At 70.6% G+C, this 16,572-nt stretch carries 17 protein-coding genes; 9 read left to right on the top strand and 8 right to left on the bottom strand.

Going from position 1 to position 16,572, the window contains the following annotated elements:
* Positions 1–47: 47 nt before the first annotated feature.
* A complete protein-coding gene (locus tag ACWD5F_RS31340; RefSeq protein ID WP_401728622.1) occupies positions 48–1,229 on the bottom strand; it encodes an ROK family transcriptional regulator in 1,182 nt (393 codons plus the stop codon).
* A gap of 229 nt (positions 1,230–1,458) precedes the next feature.
* On the opposite strand from ACWD5F_RS31340, the gene ACWD5F_RS31335 reads away from it, so the two are divergent.
* Genes ACWD5F_RS31335 through ACWD5F_RS31325 form a run of 3 tightly spaced genes read left to right on the top strand, consistent with a single transcriptional unit; the run spans position 1,459 to position 3,613 of the window.
* Positions 1,459–1,950 (top strand): DUF4231 domain-containing protein, encoded by a 492-nt coding sequence (locus tag ACWD5F_RS31335; RefSeq protein ID WP_451259467.1) that lies wholly within the window; start codon positions 1,459–1,461, stop codon positions 1,948–1,950.
* Positions 1,951–1,961: 11 nt separating this feature from the next.
* Positions 1,962–3,314, top strand: coding sequence for a toll/interleukin-1 receptor domain-containing protein (locus ACWD5F_RS31330; RefSeq protein ID WP_451259465.1), 1,353 nt, complete (start codon positions 1,962–1,964; stop codon positions 3,312–3,314).
* On the top strand, positions 3,311–3,613 hold the full coding sequence (locus ACWD5F_RS31325) for a RyR domain-containing protein (protein ID WP_451259463.1): 303 nt from the start codon (positions 3,311–3,313) through the stop codon (positions 3,611–3,613). Before ACWD5F_RS31330 ends, ACWD5F_RS31325 begins: the two co-directional genes overlap by 4 nt.
* A 37-nt stretch (positions 3,614–3,650) precedes the next feature.
* Here the strand turns inward: ACWD5F_RS31325 and ACWD5F_RS31320 are convergent, their stop codons facing one another.
* The 4 genes from ACWD5F_RS31320 to ACWD5F_RS31305 form a co-directional block, all read right to left on the bottom strand.
* Positions 3,651–4,325, bottom strand: a complete 675-nt coding sequence (locus ACWD5F_RS31320; RefSeq protein ID WP_401728619.1) for a GntR family transcriptional regulator — start codon at positions 4,323–4,325, stop codon at positions 3,651–3,653.
* 139 nt (positions 4,326–4,464) lie between these two features.
* Positions 4,465–5,412 carry a beta-ketoacyl-ACP synthase III gene (locus ACWD5F_RS31315; protein ID WP_401728618.1) on the bottom strand — a complete coding sequence of 316 codons (948 nt, stop codon included), beginning with the start codon at positions 5,410–5,412 and terminating at the stop codon, positions 4,465–4,467.
* Between the two features lie 184 nt (positions 5,413–5,596).
* Entirely contained in the window at positions 5,597–5,731 is a 135-nt protein-coding gene (locus tag ACWD5F_RS31310; protein ID WP_451259461.1) for an MFS transporter small subunit, read from the bottom strand.
* Complete coding sequence (locus ACWD5F_RS31305; RefSeq protein ID WP_451259459.1) at positions 5,700–7,034, bottom strand: OFA family MFS transporter; 1,335 nt, start codon at positions 7,032–7,034, stop codon at positions 5,700–5,702. Before ACWD5F_RS31305 ends, ACWD5F_RS31310 begins: the two co-directional genes overlap by 32 nt.
* A 227-nt stretch (positions 7,035–7,261) precedes the next feature.
* On the opposite strand from ACWD5F_RS31305, the gene ACWD5F_RS31300 reads away from it, so the two are divergent.
* The 5 genes from ACWD5F_RS31300 to fdhD are packed head-to-tail and all read left to right on the top strand — an operon-like array spanning position 7,262 to position 13,727.
* A complete protein-coding gene (locus tag ACWD5F_RS31300) occupies positions 7,262–8,233 on the top strand; it encodes a 2-dehydropantoate 2-reductase (protein WP_451259457.1) in 972 nt (323 codons plus the stop codon).
* Between the two features lie 31 nt (positions 8,234–8,264).
* A complete protein-coding gene (locus ACWD5F_RS31295; RefSeq protein WP_451259455.1) occupies positions 8,265–10,184 on the top strand; it encodes a molybdopterin oxidoreductase family protein in 1,920 nt (639 codons plus the stop codon).
* A gap of 5 nt (positions 10,185–10,189) precedes the next feature.
* Positions 10,190–12,013, top strand: coding sequence for an NAD(P)H-dependent oxidoreductase subunit E (locus tag ACWD5F_RS31290; protein ID WP_451259453.1), 1,824 nt, complete (start codon positions 10,190–10,192; stop codon positions 12,011–12,013).
* On the top strand, positions 12,010–12,870 hold the full coding sequence (locus ACWD5F_RS31285) for a 2Fe-2S iron-sulfur cluster-binding protein (protein WP_451259451.1): 861 nt from the start codon (positions 12,010–12,012) through the stop codon (positions 12,868–12,870). Before ACWD5F_RS31290 ends, ACWD5F_RS31285 begins: the two co-directional genes overlap by 4 nt.
* A gap of 8 nt (positions 12,871–12,878) precedes the next feature.
* The gene (gene fdhD, locus ACWD5F_RS31280) at positions 12,879–13,727 is read left to right on the top strand and encodes a formate dehydrogenase accessory sulfurtransferase FdhD (protein WP_451259449.1); all 849 of its coding nucleotides are present in this window, start codon (positions 12,879–12,881) and stop codon (positions 13,725–13,727) included.
* A gap of 71 nt (positions 13,728–13,798) precedes the next feature.
* Here fdhD and ACWD5F_RS31275 read toward each other — a convergent pair whose 3' ends face one another.
* Complete coding sequence (locus ACWD5F_RS31275) at positions 13,799–14,608, bottom strand: LysR family transcriptional regulator (protein ID WP_451259447.1); 810 nt, start codon at positions 14,606–14,608, stop codon at positions 13,799–13,801.
* Positions 14,609–14,746: 138 nt separating this feature from the next.
* Here ACWD5F_RS31275 and ACWD5F_RS31270 point away from each other — a divergent pair, with 138 nt between their 5' ends.
* Positions 14,747–15,466 (top strand): SDR family oxidoreductase, encoded by a 720-nt coding sequence (locus tag ACWD5F_RS31270; RefSeq protein ID WP_451259445.1) that lies wholly within the window; start codon positions 14,747–14,749, stop codon positions 15,464–15,466.
* Between the two features lie 24 nt (positions 15,467–15,490).
* Here the strand turns inward: ACWD5F_RS31270 and ACWD5F_RS31265 are convergent, their stop codons facing one another.
* Complete coding sequence (locus ACWD5F_RS31265) at positions 15,491–16,015, bottom strand: isochorismatase family protein (RefSeq protein WP_451259443.1); 525 nt, start codon at positions 16,013–16,015, stop codon at positions 15,491–15,493.
* Between the two features lie 19 nt (positions 16,016–16,034).
* Positions 16,035–16,472 carry a MarR family winged helix-turn-helix transcriptional regulator gene (locus ACWD5F_RS31260; RefSeq protein ID WP_401728605.1) on the bottom strand — a complete coding sequence of 146 codons (438 nt, stop codon included), beginning with the start codon at positions 16,470–16,472 and terminating at the stop codon, positions 16,035–16,037.
* Positions 16,473–16,572: the final 100 nt, after the last annotated feature.

Raw genomic sequence — 16,572 nt, 5'->3', positions numbered from 1 at the left:
ACGGGTGGGCCGTTGCGGACCGCGCGTCCACGCGGTGCGGAACGTGTCTACGCGGGTGAGAACAGGTGGTCGCTGATCAGTCGGGCCGCGCCGATGACTCCGGCGGTGGGGCCCAACTCACCTAGGACGATGGGCAGGTTGCCGGTCGCCAGCGGGAGTGACTGGCGGTAGACCTGGGTGCGGATCGCGGCGAGCAGGGTGTGGCCGAGGCCGGTCACCCCGCCGCCGATCACCACCAGGCCGGGGTTGAAGAAGGAGACGAGGCTGGCGATGACCTCGCCGGTGCGGTTGCCGCCCTCGCGGATCAGGTCGAGGGAGGTGGCGTCACCCGCGGCGGCCGCGGCGGCGACGTCCACGGCGGTCAGGGTGCCGGTCGCCTCCAGCCGGGTCGCGAGCTCCACCGACCGCCCCTGCTGGGCCGCCTCCAGCGCGTCCCTGGCCAGGGCCGCGCCGCTGAAGTGGGCTTCGAGACAGCCCCGGTTGCCGCAGGCGCACGGACGTCCGTCGGGCACGGCCTGGATGTGCCCGATGTCGCCCGCGCTGCCCGTCACCCCGCGGTGGACCTCACCGCCGGCGACGATGCCGCAGCCGATGCCGGTACCGATCTTGACGCAGAGGAAGTCGCCCACGGAACGGGCCACGCCCGCGTGCTGCTCCCCCATGGCCATCAGGTTCACGTCGTTGTCGACCATGACCGGACAGCCGAGTTCCTGACTGAGCGCCTCCCGTACCGGGAAGCCGTCCCAGCCCGGCATGATCGGCGGCGCCACCGGGACGCCCTCGGGGAAGCGGACCGGTCCGGGGACGCCGATACCGGCGCCGTCGAACCCTTCCGCGAGCCCCGAGGCCCTCAACTTCGCGGCCATGGACAGGACTTGCTCGAAGACCGCGACCGGGCCCTCGCGCACGTCCATGGGCTGGTTGAGATGGCCCAGCACCTCCAGTTCGGCGTTGGTGACGGCGACGTCGACCGAGGTCGCGCCGATGTCCACGCCGAGGAACCGCAGGTTCGGGGCCAACCGGATGTTGTGGGACCGCCGGCCACCGCGCGAGGCGGCGAGTCCGTCGGCCACGATCAGGCCCGTCTCCAGCAGCCGGTCCACCTCCACGGCCAGCTTCGACCGTGACAGATCGATCTGATCGCCCAGCTGCGCACGGGAGTTGGGACCTCCGTCACGCAACAGCTTGAGGAGCCTGGCCTGATGGGCGTTGGCGGGTCGTGCCGTCATGCGTCTCACTGGCCCCTCCCCGCCTCAATCGGCCGCCTCTGTTCGGGCTTTCGAGGGGAACGTAGCAGCGGGCGCCGAACCTGGGAAGAAGCTGTGCACGAATTAGCTACGACTTTCTCCACTGAGAGGACAAAGGGAAGTCGGACGTCTCCCGGCCCCAAGAGGGTTGAAAAGGGCCGTTGTTGGCTACCCTTTGGCTGCGGTGCAGGAGTGCTTGGGGGGAGCGCGAATGACTCAGGAACCATCGCCAGGACGGATCGGCACCGGCGAGGCCGACGCCGGAACCGTCGTCGACACCGAGCCCGGTTACGCGATGAAGGTGGCGAACGGCTCGTACGACTGGTACCGCTCGGCGGCGATCAAGGCCCGCCGCTACTTCCGGCTCACCGAGGCTCTGCAACTCCTGCTCTCCGCGGCGATCCCGGTCTCCGCCGTCATCGCCCCCTCGAACGCTCAGGTCCCCGCCGTCCTCGGCGGTGTCGTGGTGGTGATCACCGGCCTGCGCGCCGTCTTCCACTGGCAGGACGACTACCTGCGCTTCAGCGAGGCCCGCGAGGCCGTCGAGGCAGAACGCAGGCTCTACCGCACGGGCGCCGAGCCGTACGACGACCCCGCCACCCGCGACCAGGTGCTCGCCGCCGGCGTGACCCGGATCGAGCAGCGGGAGATGGGCACCTGGGTGCAGCTCGCGAGCGCGCGGACCGAGTCCCAGGGGAAGTGACGGACGGGTTCATGAACGCGGCACGACGGATCCCTACGTACTTCAGCCACAGCTACCGGCGTGCGGACCGGGATGTGAACGAGTTCTTCTGGCGGACCTTCGACGCGCACCGTTTCGGGTTCACCGTCGACCCCCAGTCCGGCCCGCTGTCGACATGCCATCTGGAGATGGTGATGCGGCGCAGTGCCTGCTTCGTCGCCGTGGTGACCCTGCGCCGCCAGCAACACACTTACAAGTGCTCGCCGTTCATCGTCTACGAGTACGGGCTTGCGGTGCGGGCGCGCAAGCCGCGGCTGGTGTTCGCGGAGAAGGGGGTCCCGGCGCACCTCTTCCCGGACGCGACCGAACGCTTCGTGTTCGACCGCGACGACCTGGACACGTACGGCGGCTTCGAGGGACCGGTGCGCAAGCTGCTGCTGCAGGCGCAGGGGTACTCGGCCGCCGGCGACCAGTTGATCGGCGAGGTCGGTCTCGCGCTGCCCGACTCACCCGCCTACCGCAGGGCGATGCCGCTGCTCACCCAGGCCCTGCAACGCTTCGGGTACGCCGTCAGCAAGGTGGACCTCGACTTCCGGGACCCGGGCGGCATCGCCTTCCAGTTGGACCGCTTCGACTTCGTGATGATCGACGTGGCCGCCAGCCGCCTGCCCAAGTGGCTCTACCCGCTGCTGTTCGGCCGCTTCATCCCCACGCTCAACCTCGTCCACCACGAGGCCGCCGACCGGAGTGACCGGCGCGTTCCCGAGATGGTCGTGGGCGAGGTGCTGCGCGACGCGACCCAGCCCTACGATCCCGTCCTGTGGTGGCGGGATCCTGCGCGACTCGCCGCCGAACTCGAGCGCCAGCTGGCCCGGTTCGACCTGCCGAGGCACCAGTTCCGCACCATGGACGAGGGGATCGGGTACATCCGGAGCACCGGGCGTGCCCACGGCCGGATCTTCCTGAGCACCGCCGGACCGGACAACGCGCTCTCGCGGGAGGTGGGCCGGGTGCTCAAGCTGCACAACTTCGACTTCTTCCACTACGTCTACAACAACACGATCCCGAAGGGCTCGAACTGGCAGGTGCGGCTGGAGGAACAGCTCACCGCCAGCCAGGTGTTCGTGCCGCTCGTGAGCGAGGCGTACTGGCGGAGCGACTGGTGCAGACGCGAGTTGGTCACCGCGCGCAAGCTGAGCGACGCGGGGCGGCTGACGATCATCCCCTACTTCCTCGACGGCAGTTCCGGAGAGACGATTCCCGAACAGGGCACGGACATAGCCGACTTGACGGAGGCGGAGCGGGTGAGCCGGATCGTCGGCGACATGGACACCCACTTCACCGACCGCCCCGCCGAGGACCCCGTTTCAGGAGCAGAGGCATGACCGAACCGGGCGCGTGGCAGCCCACGCCCATCGACACGAGCGCCGTGCGGCTCGGTCCTGAACTGCTGGGCCTGGTCGAGCTGTTGGCGGAGAACACACATGCCCGCTGGGGTCTGCGCCGTCTCGCCGAACACTGGCGGTACGGCCGAAAGCGCGACGACGTCAAGCGGACGCACCCTTTGCTGATCCCCTACGCGGAGCTGCCGGAGTCCGAGAAGGAGTACGACCGGGAACTCGCCCTGGAGACCATCAAGGTGGTCCTGGGCCTCGGTTACCGGATCACCCCGCCGAACACCTGAACCGCCTGAATCCGGCGGCGGCCTGTCCCCGCCCCGCTCACTTGCTCCGCGCGTGATACGACCGCCGAGTGTGCTCCGTGTGCTCCCGCATCAGTGCCGTCGCCCGCTGTTCGTCGCGCGCCGAGATCGCCGCGATCAGCGCCCGGTGTTCGATCCACGACTCGTGGCCGCGCTGGCGGGCGATCGGGGTGTAGTACCAGCGGACCCGGCGGTCGACCTGGGCGGCCAGTTCGGCGAGGACCGTGTTGCCGGCCAGTTCCATCACCTTCGCGTGGAAGCGGGCGTTCATCGCGACGGCGCCGTCCACGTCGTCCGCGGCGACGGCCTTCTCGCCCTCGGCGCACAGTTCTTCGAGGACCTTGATGCCGGTGCTGCCCGCGTTGGCGGCGGCGAGGCGGGCGGCCTCGGCCTCCAACAGGGTGCGGACGGTGAGGAGTTGGTCGGCCTCCTCCTCCGTCGGCTCGTGCACGAACGCGCCCTGGGCGGGCCGCAGATCGACCCAGCCCTCGGTGTTCAGCCGCTGCAGCGCCTCCCGCACCGGCTGCCGCGAGACGCCGAGATGCCCGGCGAGTTCGCTCTCGACCAGGTGCTGGCCGGGCTGGAGCGCGCGCGTGGTGATCAGTTCGAGGAGCGCCTCGTAGACGCGGTCGCGCAAGGGGCCGGGCCGTTCGAGCTTGGGCACCGCGCCTTGCGGCAGTCCTGTCGACAACATCGGTCCGTCCCCCTCCTGGGCAGCGCGGGGCAACTGCAGCCGGAAAGCCAGTATGAATTGTCTTTCGTCTACAGTCTACGGCGCACAGCGGCCAGGGAGTTCGGGCGTCGACTGCGTCACATCAGCGAGAACTTCCAGGTCAGGGGCAGCGGACGACCTGACCGGCATACGACAGGTTTCCGCCGAAGCCGAACAGCAGGACCGGGTCGCCGGTGCTGAGCGCGCCCTGTTCGACCAGCTTCGAGAAAGCGAGCGGGATGCTGGCCGCCGAGGTGTTCCCAGACTCCACTACGTCCCGGGCGACTACGGCGTTCACCGCGCCGATCTTCTCGGCCAGCGGTTCGATGATCCGCAGGTTGGCCTGGTGGAGGACGACTCCGGCCAGTTCCTCGGGCGCGAGCCCGGCCTTCTCGCAGGCCTTGCGGGCGATCGCGGGCAGCTGGGTGGTGGCCCAGCGGTAGACGCTCTGCCCCTCCTGCGCGAACCGGGCGGGCTGGCCCTCGATCCGCACGGCGTGCCCCATCTCGGGCACCGAGCCCCACAGCACCGGCCCGATGGCGGCCTCCTCGCCCGGCCCGCACGCCTCGACCACGGCGGCACCCGCGCCGTCGCCGACGAGCACGCAGGTGGTGCGGTCGGTCCAGTCGGTGACCTCGGACATCTTGTCGGCGCCGATGACCAGGGCCCTGGTCGCGGCACCCGCGCGGACCGCGTGGTCGGCGGTGGCCAGGGCGTGGGTGAATCCCGCGCACACGACGTTGACGTCCATCGCGGCCGGCGAGGGGATGCCGAGCCGGGCGGAGACGCGCGCGGCCATGTTGGGCGAGCGGTCCACGGCGGTGGACGTGGCGACCAGGACGAGGTCGATGTCGGCGGGCGAGAGCCCGGCGCCGGCGAGCGCCTTGGCGGCGGCGTGCGCGGCCAGCTCGTCGACGGGCTCGTCGGGACCGGCGATGTGTCGTGTGCGGATGCCCACCCGGGACGTGATCCACTCGTCGCTGGTGTCCACCATGCCCGCGAGTTCCTTGTTGGTGAGTACCTTCGCGGGCTGGTAGTGACCGACGGCGGCGATGCGCGTGCCGTTCATCTGGGTGGTCCCCCTCGTTGTCGCCTTGAGTTGCGGGATCCTCCAGTCTGGGGAGTGACTCACCGGTACGACGGCAGCCAAGGCGACAGGATTCGGGCGCCCCTGTTGTCGGCTTCTGTCAGCCGCATGGCCTAGAGCCGGACGCCCGAACCCTTCCCGAACAATCACCCGGTGAGCGGGGCACTCACTTGGTGAACAATTGTGTCGCTTTCTGTACGAGTTCGTACAGTCCGTACACGAGCGGCGCCCCCACCCACAGCCAGGCGAAGGCGATCAGCGGGCGCCGGTCAGGCGGACTCTGACTGCTGTCGTTCGACATCGACGGTCTCCTCCCTCGGGGCGGGGATGTGGTGGCGGGCGTCGACAGGCCGGACGAGTTCGTTGGCGACGAAACCGACGACCAACAGGCCGATCATGATGATGAAGGACAGCCCGTACAGGGCGGAGCCGTGCTTGCCGGCGTCCTCCTGCCGGTCGGCGATCCAGTTCACGATCAGCGGTCCGAGGACACCGGCCAGGGACCAGGCGGTGAGCAGCCGCCCGTGGATCGCGCCGACCTGGTAGGAGCCGAAGAGGTCCTTGAGGTAGGCCGGGACGGTCGCGAAACCGCCGCCGTAGAAGGACAGGATCACCAGGGCGCACAGGATGAACAGCGGCTTGGAGGAGTCGCCGAACAGCGCGATCAGCGCGTACATCACGGCGCCGGCGCCCAGGTAGACGCGGTAGATGTTCTTGCGCCCGATCAGGTCGGAGGTCGACGACCAGCCGATGCGGCCCGCCATGTTGGCGGCGGACAGCAGCGCGACGAAGCCGGCGGCGGCCGACACGGAGACCGGGGTGGAGGTGTCCGCGAAGAAGTCCGTGATCATCGGGGCGGCCTTCTCCAGGATGCCGATGCCCGCGGTCACGTTCATGCAGAGCACCACCCACAGGCACCAGAACTGCGGGGTGCGTACGGCGTTGCGGGCGGAGACCTGCGGCCCCTGGAGGGCGCTCGGCGCACCCTCGACGGGCTTCTCGGTGCGCGGGACCCGCACGAGGAGCACCCCGAGCGACATGAACACGGCGTACACCAGACCGTGCACGAGGAACGCCTGCGCGATCCCGGAGCTGTCGCTGCCGAAGGACTCCAGCATCTGTGTGGACCACGGCGAGGCGATGAGCGCGCCGCCGCCGAAGCCCATGATCGCGATGCCGGTGGCCATGCCGGGCCGGTCCGGGAACCACTTGATCAGGGTGGAGACGGGCGAGATGTAGCCGATGCCGAGGCCGATGCCGCCGACGAAGCCGTAGCCGAGCACGATCAGCCAGTACTGCTCGGTGGCCGCGCCGAGCGCGGAGATCAGGAAGCCGGACGAGAAGCAGACCAGGGCGACGGTCATCGCCCAGCGCGGCCCGTTGCGCTCCACGAACGTGCCGCCGAACGCGGCCGACAGACCCAGCATGACGATGGCGAGCTGGAAGGGCAGCGCGCTCTGCGTGCCGCTCAGCCCGAGCGAGGATTCGAGCGGCGGCTTGAACACGCTCCAGGCGTAGGCCTGGCCGATGGAGAGATGGACGGAGAGAGCGGCGGGGGGAACGAGCCACCGGCTCCAGCCGGCGGGTGCGACGGGGGGACTCATGATCCCGGACGGTAAGCAGTACGGCGGTAGTTGAAAAGCCGCGCGTCGACCGTATGCGGTGAGCGGTATGCGACACGCGACGAACGGTCGTACCGGCAGCCGGTGTCCAAGGCTCGGTCAGGTCGTGCGCGAACCCTTGCCGCCCCAAGTCCCATACTGTAGACAATATTCCGTCGACAGACATCAAAAGTTCCTCGGTACCCTCGACCGAACGGAGCTCCCCCGTCATGAAAGTCGCAGTTCTCGGCGCCGGTGCGATCGGCGCCTACGTCGGTGCCGCGCTCCACCGCGCCGGTGCCGACGTCCATCTCGTCGCCCGTGGACCGCACTTGGCGGCCATGAGGCAGCACGGAGTACGAGTGCTCAGCCCGCGCGGCGACTTCACCGCGCACGCGCACGCCACCGACGACCCGGCCGAGATCGGCCCGGTCGACTATGTCTTCCTGGGCCTGAAGGCCAACTCGTACGCGGCGTGCGGGCCGCTGATCGAGCCACTGCTGCACGACACCACGGCGGTGATAGCCGCCCAGAACGGCATCCCCTGGTGGTACTTCCACCGACACGGCGGCCCCTACGACGGCCACCGCGTCGAGAGCGTGGACCCGGCCGGCGCGGTCAGTGCGGTGCTCGCGCCCCAGCGGGCCATCGGCTGCGTGGTGTACGCGGCCACCGAGCTCGAAGGACCGGGTGTCGTACGGCACTTGGAAGGCACCCGGTTCTCCGTCGGCGAGCCCGACCGCAGCGTCTCGACGCGCTGCACGGTGTTCGGCGAGGCCATGGTGGCCGGCGGCCTGAAGTGCCCGGTGGAGCCGGATCTGCGCAACGACATCTGGCTCAAGCTGCTCGGCAACATCTCCTTCAACCCGATCAGCGCGCTGTCCCGCGCCACCATGCGGCAGATGTGTCTGCACGGCGGCACCCGCAAGGTCATCGAGACCATGATGGCCGAGACGCTCGCCGTCGCCGAGGCCCTCGGCTGCGAGGTCGGCGTCTCCATCGAACGCCGGCTCGCGGGCGCCGAGAAGGTCGGCGACCACCGCACCTCCACGCTCCAGGACCTGGAGCGCGGCAAGCCGCTCGAACTCGACGTGCTGCTCGCGGCCGTCGTCGAGCTGGCGGAGATCACCGGCGTGGAGGTGCCCACCCTGCGCACCGTGCACGCCATCTCGGACCTGCTCGCGCTCAGGAGCGCGGCATGAGGAGCCAGGAGCGCCCCATGAGGAGCGTCGTATGAGGAAGCGGCAGCCGAAGACCTACACCCGCCTCACGCACCCGCTCGTGCGGGACTCCCGTGACGAGCCCTTCCGGCAGGCGAGTTGGGAGGAGGCCCTGGACCGGGCCGCCCGAGGACTCGCCCGCAACCGTGACGCGTTCGGCATGTTCTCCTGCGCCCGTGCGACCAACGAGATGAACTACGTGGCCCAGAAGTTCGCCCGCGTGGTCATGGGCACCAACAACGTCGACTCCTGCAACCGGACGTGTCACGCCCCGAGCGTGGCGGGCCTGACGGCCGCGTTCGGCTCCGGCGGCGGGACCTCCTCGTACGAGGAGATCGAGCACACCGACGTCATCGTGATGTGGGGCTCCAACGCCCGCTTCGCGCACCCGATCTTCTTCCAGCACGTCCTGAAGGGGATCAGGAACGGCGCCCGGATGTACGCCGTCGACCCGCGCCGCACCTCCACCGCCGAGTGGGCGGAGAGCTGGCTCGGTCTCAACGTCGGCACGGACATCCCGATGGCACACGCGATCGCCCGCGAGATCATCCACGCGGGCCTGGCCAACGAGGCGTTCATCGAGCGGGCGACCAGCGGCTTCGAGGAGTACAAGGCGCTCGTCGAACCGTGGACGCTGTCCCTCGCCGAGAAAGTGACCGGTGTACCGGCCGCCGCCATAAGGGAGTTGGCGCACGCCTACGCCCGCGCCGAGCGTGCCCAGCTGTGCTGGACCCTCGGCATCACCGAGCACCACAACGGCACCGACAACGTCCGCGCGCTCATCAACCTCTCCCTGCTGACCGGCCATGTGGGCCGCTACGGCAGCGGGTTGCAGCCCCTGCGCGGGCAGAACAACGTCCAGGGCGGCGGCGACATGGGCGCGATCCCCAACCGCCTGCCCGGCTTCCAGGACATCCTCGACCCGGAATCCCGCCTCAAGTTCGAGTCGGCCTGGGACACCGTCATCCAGCCGCACTACGGGCTGAACCTCACCGAGATGTTCGAGGCGATGGAGGAGGGCACGCTCAAGGCCGTCTACTGCATCGGCGAGAACCCGGCGCAGTCGGAGGCCGACAGCGAGCAGGCGGTACGGCGGATGCGGGAGCTGGACTTCCTCGTCGTACAGGACATCTTCCTCACGAAGACGGCCGAGCTGGCGGACGTGATCCTGCCCGCCACCGCCGGCTGGGCGGAGACCGACGGCACAACGACCAACAGTGAGCGGCGGGTTCAGCGGGTCCGGCGTGCGGTCACCCCGCCCGGCGAGGCCCGCGAGGACATCGACATCCTCTGCGAGCTGGCCGCGCGCCTCGGCCACGACTGGAAGTACGCCGACGCCGAGGCCGTCTGGAACGAGCTGCGCTCGGTGTCCCCGGACCACTACGGGATGACGTACGAGCGGCTGGCCGAGCACCAGGGCATCCAGTGGCCGTGCCCGAGCACCGAGGACATCGAACCGACCTATCTGCACGGCCGGTTGTGGGCGTCGGACCCGGCCGCGCGGGGTCGGCTCGCGCCCTTCGGGATCGTGCTGCACGACCCGCCGGTCGACCTCACGGACGAGCGGTACCCGATCCGGCTGACCACCGGGCGGCGCCTGGACTCCTACAACACCGGCGTGCAGAGCGGCAGTTTCGCCTCCCCGCTGCGGCGCGGCGAGTACATCGAGCTGTGCCCGGAGGACGCCGAGCGCTACGGGGTCGTGGTCGGCGAGGAGGTCCAGGTGTCCTCGCGGCGCGGTTCGGTGCGGGCACCCGTGTGGGTGGACACCGCGCTGCGGCCCGGGCTCGCCTTCATGACCATGCACTTTCCCGACGAGGTGGACACCAACCAGCTGACGATCGAGGCCAATTGCCCGATCGCGGGGACGGCGGAGTTCAAGGCCTCGGCGATCCGGATCGAGAAGCTTCCCGTGGCGACGATCGTGAGGTGACGTAAGTGGACCTGCACTTCGGTGACAGCAAACCGACGGACGACGAACGGGCGGCCGTGGACGCCCTGTTGGGCCCTCCCGAGTCCTCCTGGGAGGGCGCGGACCGCTCCGACGCGGACCTGCGCTGGGCCCGTGGCGGGCGCGCCGCCCGGGACCGCCGCGACCTGCTGCTGCCGGGGCTGCACGCGATCAACGACCGGATCGGCTGGATCAGCGACGGCGCCCTCGACTACCTCTGCCGCCGGCTCACGGTGCCGCCGGCGGAGGCGTACGGGGTCGCCACCTTCTACGCCATGTTCTCCGTCAAGCCCCGCCCGGCCACCGTCCTGCACGTCTGCACGGACCTCGCCTGCGCGGCGGCCGGGGCCGCGGACCTGTGCGCGGGGATCGAGTCCCGCCTCGGCCCCGGCAGCGGCGTCCACGTAGAGCGCAGCCCCTGCCTCGGCCTGTGCGAACGGGCCCCGGCCGCCCTCGCGATCAAGGCGGGCGACCCGGTGCGTACGGCGGTCTCGGCACCGGCGACCGTCCACGAGGCCGTGCTCGCCGCGAGCGCTCCGGACTCGGCGCACGAGGAGCCGTCGGCCGAACTGGCCGTACCGCAAGCGGGCAATGAGGAACTGGTCCTGCTCGGCCGCATCGGTGTCGTGGACCCGTCGAGCCTCGACGACTACCGCGCCCACGGCGGCTACACCGCCCTGCGCCGGGCCTTCGAGCTGGGTCCGGCCGGGGTCATCCGCGAGGTCACCGACTCCGGCCTGGTCGGGCGGGGCGGCGCCGCCTTCCCCACCGGCCGCAAATGGCAGGCCACGGCGTCGCAGCCCGACCACCCCCACTACCTGGTGTGCAACGCGGACGAATCGGAGCCGGGCACCTTCAAGGACCGCGTCCTCATGGAGGGCGACCCGTACGCGCTGGTCGAGTCGATGACGATCGCCGCGTACGCGACCGGCGCGCACCGAGGCTTCCTCTACCTGCGCGGCGAGTACCCGCGCGCCCTGCGCCGCCTGGAGCACGCGATCACGCAGGCACGCGCGCGTGGCTTCCTCGGCGACGACGTCCTCGGTCAGGGCTACGCCTTCGACATCGAGATCCGGCGCGGTGCCGGCGCCTACATCTGCGGCGAGGAGACGGCCCTGTTCAACTCCATCGAGGGCTACCGGGGCGAGCCGCGCGCCAAGCCGCCCTTCCCGGTGGAGAAGGGCCTGTTCGGCAAGCCGACGGTCGAGAACAACGTGGAGACCCTGGTCAACGTACTGCCGATCCTGACCATGGGCGCACCCGCGTACGCGGCGATCGGCACCGAACGGTCCACCGGACCCAAGCTGTTCTGCGTCTCCGGGAGCGTGGAGCGGCCGGGCGTCTACGAACTCCCCTTCGGCGCCACGCTCGGTGAGCTGCTGACGAAGGCCGGCGTGCGCGAGCGGCTGCGAGCGGTGCTGCTCGGCGGCGCGGCCGGCGGCTTCGTACGGCCGGACGAACTCGACATCCCGCTCACCTTCGAAGGTACCCGCGAGGCGGGGACCACGCTCGGCTCGGGGGTCGTCATGGCCTTCGACGACACGGTCCCGCTGCCCCGACTGCTGCTGCGCATCGCCGAGTTCTTCCGCGACGAGTCGTGCGGGCAGTGTGTGCCGTGCCGGGTCGGGACCGTGCGGCAGGAGGAGGCGCTGCACCGGATCGCCGAGCGCACGGGCGCGGCAGCCGCCGACGACATCGCCCTGCTGCGCGAGGTCGGCCGCGCGATGCGGGACGCCTCGATCTGCGGTCTGGGACAGACCGCGTGGAACGCCGTGGAATCCGCCATCGACCGTCTGGGGGCGTACGAATGACCGTGACACCGCTGGGGATTCCGCGCCGGCTGCTGGAGTTCACGATCGACGGGGAGAGCGTCCGCGCACCCGAGGGCGCGACGATCCTCGACGCCTGCCGGGCCGCCGGGAAGGACGTGCCGACCCTCTGCCTGGGCGACACGCTCACCCCGAAGAACGCCTGCCGGGTCTGTGTAGTCGAGGTCGAGGGCTCCCGGACCCTGGTCCCGGCGTGCTCGCGCAAGGCCGAGCCCGGCATGGAGGTCAGGACCGACACCGAACGCGCCCGGCACAGCCGCAAGATCGTCCTGGAGCTGCTCGCCTCCTCGGTCGACCTGTCGACCACCCCGCAGGTCGCCGGGTGGATCAAGGAGTACGAGGCGAAACCGGACCGTTTCGGCCCGGACGCGGCCCGTCTCGCCGAGGAGCCGAGGGTCGACAACGATCTGTATGTGCGTGACTACGACAAGTGCATCCTCTGCTACAAGTGCGTGGACGCGTGCGGCGACCAGTGGCAGAACACCTTCGCGATCTCCGTCGCCGGGCGCGGTTTCGACGCCCGGATCGCGGTCGAGCACGACGCCCCGCTGACCGACTCCGCGTGCGTGTACTGCGGCAACTGCATCGAGGTGTGCCCGACGGGCGCGCTGTCGTTCAAGTCGGAGTTCGACATGCGGGCGGCGGGTACGTGGAACGAGTCCGAGCAGACCGAGACGACCACCGTGTGCGCGTACTGCGGAGTGGGCTGCAACCTCACGCTCCATGTGCAGGACAATGAGATCGTGAAGGTCACCTCGCCGCACGACAACCCGGTGACCCACGGCAACCTCTGCATCAAGGGCCGTTTCGGCTACCAGCACGTACAGAACCGGGACTGAGGCACGACATGGGACGAGTCACGGAACGACGCAAGGTGATCCGCATCCGGGACGGGGCGGTCTCCACCCGACCGGACACACTGGTCGCGGAGGAGCCGCTGGAGATCCGGCTGAACGGCAAACCGCTCGCGATCACCATGCGCACCCCGGGCGACGACTTCGCGCTGGCCGTGGGCTTCCTGGTCAGCGAGGGCGTCCTCGCCGAGCAGAGCGACCTCCAGAACATCGTGTACTGCGCGGGCGCGACCGTCGACGGCTCGAACTCGTACAACGTGGTGGACGTCCGCACGTCCCCCGGTGTGCGGATCCCGGACATCACGCTGGAACGGAACGTCTACACGACCTCGTCGTGCGGCCTGTGCGGCAAGGCGAGCCTCGACGCGGTGCGGACGACGGCCCGCTGGCCGATCGCCGACACTCCCCCGGTCCGGGTGGAGCCCGACCTGCTCGCGAGCCTCCCCGACCGGCTCCGCGCGGCCCAGCGGGTCTTCGACCGGACCGGGGGTCTGCACGCGGCGGCCCTGTTCACCGAGGACGGCGAGCTGGTCGACATCCGGGAGGACGTGGGCCGGCACAACGCGGTCGACAAGCTGGTCGGCCGCGCCCTCCAGCAGGGGAACCTGCCGCTGTCCCGGACGCTCCTGCTGGTGTCGGGGCGGGCCTCCTTCGAGCTGGCGCAGAAGGCGGTCATGGCCGGGATACCGGTCCTGGCGGCGGTTTCGGCACCGTCCTCGCTGGCGGTGGATCTGGCGGCGGAGACCGGTCTGACCCTGGTGGGCTTCCTGCGGGGCAGCTCCATGAACGTGTACGCGGGCGAGCACCGCATCGCCCTGCGGACCGCGGCCGCCCAGGCGTGACCGGCTCTCCGCGACACGGCGGCGGGGCCCCGACCGGCGGGGAGCGCCCCCTGCGCCGCAGGGGCCCCGTCTCAGACGTTCGCGACCTGCGCGAACGCCGAGATCAGCGGTGACCGGCGGGACGCGTCCCAGGCGAGGATCACCTCGTCGGGCTCCGCGTCCGCGACCGGCACATAGGTGATGTCGGGCCGTGAGTACTGCTCGGCGACCGAGACCGGGACCAGGGTGATGCCCCGGCCCGCCACCACGCGCTCGAACTTCTCCTCGATCGTGCGGATCGGCACCTGGTCGGGACCGGCGTCGACGTAACGCAGCCGGGGCTCGTCCGCGAGGTCGGCCGTGAACAGTTCCTGCTTGCCGGCCAGCCGGTGATCGGCGGGGAGCATCGCCACCCGCGCCTCGGTGAACAGCGGCAGCAGTTTCAGTCCCCGCTCCCGGATCGGCCGGCGCAGATAGGCGAGGTCGACGGTGCCGTCGAGGATCAGCTCCTCCTGGTCGTCCCACTCGACCCGGCGGGCCTCGACGGCGACATCGGGATGCGCGGCACCGAAGGCACGCACGGCGTGCGACACGACGACACCCGCCCGGAAGCCGACGACGAACCGGCGCGGTCCGCGCGCGGCCCGGTGGGTCCGGCGGCGGGTGGCCTCAGCGGCGGCGAGCAACGTGCGTGCGTCTTCCAGGAGTTGGCGTCCGGCACCGGTCAACGTGACGCCGTGGCTGTCGCGTTCGAAGAGCGTGGCGTCCAAGTCCTTCTCCAGCGCCCGGATCTGCCGGCTCAGCACGGGCTGCGCGATGTGCAGCCCGTCGGCGGCCCGACCGAAGTGCAGTTGCTCGGCCACCGCCACGAAGTAGCGGACCTTGCGCAGGTCGAGATCCATGCCGCCCGCCCTTTCCCTCGGCGATGCCTCCAGGGTATCGCCACAGCTGAAAGAGGTCTTGGACGGCGGGACCCGGTCGGCCACAGGCTGGACGACGTCAGGACGTCAGGAGTCCCGACACCACGGAAGGAACACGTCATGAGCGTGCAGGGACAGCGGATCGTCGTCATCGGGGGTACGGGAGGGATCGGGCTGGCCGTCGCGGAGGCCGCCGCCCAGGAGGGCGCGGACGTGGTCGTCGCCTCGCGCCGGCAGGAGAGCGTGGACGCGGCGCTGAAGCGGCTGCCCGGCGGTGCCGAGGGACACGTCCTGGACGCGACCGACGAGGACTCCGTACGCGGCTTCTTCGCGCGGGTCGGCGCCTTCGACCACCTCGTCTACACGGCCGGCGAGTCCATCCTCATGGGGAGTCTCGCCGAGTCGGACCTGGGGCAGGCCCGGCGCTTCCTGGACACGCGGCTGTGGGGCGCGTACACGGCCGTGAAGCACGGCGCCCCGTCGATCCGTCCGGGCGGCTCCGTCGTCCTGACGACGGGTACGGCCGGGCAGCGTCCGATGCCGGGCACGACCGTCGCGGCGAGCCTGTGCGGGGCGATGGAGTCGCTCACCCGGGCCCTGGCCCTGGAGCTGGCCCCGGTCCGCGTCAACGTGGTCTCCCCCGGCGTGGTCCGCACCGAGCTGTGGCGGGACCTGGCCCAGGAGGACCGCGAGGGGCTGTACGCGTCCACCGCCGCGTCGCTTCCCGTCGGCCGGGTGGGCGAGCCCGCGGACATCGCCGAGGCATACCTGTACCTGATGCGCGGCGGCTACAGCACCGGCTCGGTCGTCACGGTGGACGGCGGCGGGACGCTGGTCTGAGTCGCGGTCCGCGCTTCGGGGGGCTCAGGCCACGAACCGCACCTCCGCCGCCGTGACCACGGTCCCCAGGCGCGGGAAGTCCAGCCGTACGGAGGCGTCGTGCTCGGGGCCGGTCAGCGCGGCCATGGCGTCCTCGACGAAGACGAGGTCGTAGCCGAGGTCTCCGGCCGCGCGGGCGGTGGACTCGACGCCGAGGTTGGTGGCGATACCGCCGAACACCAGCGTGCGGACGCCGCGTTCATGGAGGCGGTCGTGCAGGTCGGTGCCCTGGAAGCCGCCGATGGTCCGCTTCACGACCTCGATGTCGCCGTCCTGGGCGAGCCCCGCCACCAGTTCGCTGCCGGCCGGCTGCTCGGCGACGCCGGGCCGCTCGACCCGGATCAGCACGACGGGTGCGCCGGCCGCTCGGAAGGCGGTCGTCAACTCCTCGGCGGCGTGCAGGACTTCGGTGCCTTTGCGGGGCTCCAGGGGCAGCGCGACGATCCGGTCCATCAGATCGACGAGCACGAGGGCGCTGCGCGCGGGGTCGAGCGCTAGGGGTGCGGTCATGACGGAACGTTATCCGTCGTCAGCCGTCCGTACCGGAAATCCGGATCAACAGGTCCATGAACTGGTCGCGTTCGGCGGCCGAGAGCGGGGCGAGCAGCTCGTCGTTGGCCGCGCGGGCGGCCCGCTCGCAGCGCTCCAGGAGCCAGGCGCCCTGCACGGTGAGGGACACCGCGTTCTTGCGCCGGTCCTTGGGATCGGGCTCGCGCACGATGTGGCCCGCGGCCTGGAGGTCGTTGAGGACGCCGACCAGGTCCTTGGGGTCGAGACCCACACCGCGGCCGAGGTCGGCCTGGGCCACGGGGGCGAGGTCGCGGACGGCGGAGAGCACGACGTGGTGCCACATCTTCAGCCCCTCGGCGGCCAGCGCCCGGGCCACCAGGGTCCGCCCGTGGGCGGCCGCACGGCCGAGCAGCCAGCTGGGCAGGGAGCGGATGGCGACGAGGGGCGCTTCGGGCATGGGGACAGGGTAGCGAGAAGTCGTTGGACTTCCCAATGAATCATGTCTACCGTTGGGACTCCCAACGAAACCATGGGGAGCCCCAACGATCCCCGCGACA

It is taken from the genome of Streptomyces sp. NPDC002499, assembly GCF_053595415.1.
This window is presented reverse-complemented; position numbering and strand designations above follow the sequence as displayed.

What these genes read in the sequence shown, in the direction of transcription:
- fdhD (WP_451259449.1), top strand. Translation starts at nt 12,879, where the DNA reads ATGGGACGAGTCACGGAACGACGCAAGGTGATCCGCATCCGGGACGGG.
- ACWD5F_RS31295 (WP_451259455.1), top strand. Translation starts at nt 8,265, where the DNA reads ATGAGGAAGCGGCAGCCGAAGACCTACACCCGCCTCACGCACCCGCTC.
- ACWD5F_RS31340 (WP_401728622.1), bottom strand. Translation starts at nt 1,229, where the DNA reads ATGACGGCACGACCCGCCAACGCCCATCAGGCCAGGCTCCTCAAGCTG.
- ACWD5F_RS31315 (WP_401728618.1), bottom strand. Translation starts at nt 5,412, where the DNA reads ATGAACGGCACGCGCATCGCCGCCGTCGGTCACTACCAGCCCGCGAAG.
- ACWD5F_RS31320 (WP_401728619.1), bottom strand. Translation starts at nt 4,325, where the DNA reads ATGTTGTCGACAGGACTGCCGCAAGGCGCGGTGCCCAAGCTCGAACGG.
- ACWD5F_RS31325 (WP_451259463.1), top strand. Translation starts at nt 3,311, where the DNA reads ATGACCGAACCGGGCGCGTGGCAGCCCACGCCCATCGACACGAGCGCC.
- ACWD5F_RS31335 (WP_451259467.1), top strand. Translation starts at nt 1,459, where the DNA reads ATGACTCAGGAACCATCGCCAGGACGGATCGGCACCGGCGAGGCCGAC.
- ACWD5F_RS31275 (WP_451259447.1), bottom strand. Translation starts at nt 14,608, where the DNA reads ATGGATCTCGACCTGCGCAAGGTCCGCTACTTCGTGGCGGTGGCCGAG.
- ACWD5F_RS31310 (WP_451259461.1), bottom strand. Translation starts at nt 5,731, where the DNA reads ATGTCGAACGACAGCAGTCAGAGTCCGCCTGACCGGCGCCCGCTGATC.
- ACWD5F_RS31300 (WP_451259457.1), top strand. Translation starts at nt 7,262, where the DNA reads ATGAAAGTCGCAGTTCTCGGCGCCGGTGCGATCGGCGCCTACGTCGGT.
- ACWD5F_RS31330 (WP_451259465.1), top strand. Translation starts at nt 1,962, where the DNA reads ATGAACGCGGCACGACGGATCCCTACGTACTTCAGCCACAGCTACCGG.
- ACWD5F_RS31265 (WP_451259443.1), bottom strand. Translation starts at nt 16,015, where the DNA reads ATGACCGCACCCCTAGCGCTCGACCCCGCGCGCAGCGCCCTCGTGCTC.
- ACWD5F_RS31285 (WP_451259451.1), top strand. Translation starts at nt 12,010, where the DNA reads ATGACCGTGACACCGCTGGGGATTCCGCGCCGGCTGCTGGAGTTCACG.
- ACWD5F_RS31305 (WP_451259459.1), bottom strand. Translation starts at nt 7,034, where the DNA reads ATGAGTCCCCCCGTCGCACCCGCCGGCTGGAGCCGGTGGCTCGTTCCC.
- ACWD5F_RS31260 (WP_401728605.1), bottom strand. Translation starts at nt 16,472, where the DNA reads ATGCCCGAAGCGCCCCTCGTCGCCATCCGCTCCCTGCCCAGCTGGCTG.
- ACWD5F_RS31270 (WP_451259445.1), top strand. Translation starts at nt 14,747, where the DNA reads ATGAGCGTGCAGGGACAGCGGATCGTCGTCATCGGGGGTACGGGAGGG.